We start from the raw sequence: 546 nt of genomic DNA on the forward strand, positions 1-546 counted from the left end.
TCTCAACCGAACCACCAGTAACCGTCGACGTACCCGTATAGGTCACGCCCTCACCCGGCTCAAAGACACCATCGCCATCAGCGTCAGTGATCTTCACAACCGTGCTGATATCACCGGTGAAGTAATCAACCTTGTCGCCAGTGGAGTTATCCGGATCAACAGTGTTCTCGTTGCCCGGCTTCTCACCATCACCATCAGGATCAGTGGTACCCGGCTTATAACCGTCACCACCAATCACACCGTCGCCACCTTCAGGCTTCTCAGCAGCAACCGTGCCCTCAATGACAGTCTCAACGACATCATTTTCAGCCAACGGCTTATTAAAGGTGACAGTCACCTTGCCGTCAACAACCTCAGCGGTGTAATCCTCCTGCGGAACCGGCTGACCATTCTTGGTCACAGTCGGAACTGCACCCTCATTAAACGGCGCATCCGGATCCTGGTTAATCACGATGACCGGCTTCTCAACCGAACCACCAGTAACCGTCGACGTACCCGTATAGGTCACGCCCTCACCCGGCTCAAAGACACCATCGCCATCAGCGT

1 pseudogene is annotated in these 546 nt (G+C 54.6%); it reads right to left on the bottom strand.

Annotated features, from left to right (window positions below):
* A pseudogene (locus F4V54_RS11600) lies at window positions 1-546 on the bottom strand (hypothetical protein); the annotation flags it as partial.

It is taken from the genome of Corynebacterium tuscaniense (assembly GCF_008693065.1).
GTDB classification, from domain to species: domain Bacteria; phylum Actinomycetota; class Actinomycetes; order Mycobacteriales; family Mycobacteriaceae; genus Corynebacterium; species Corynebacterium tuscaniense.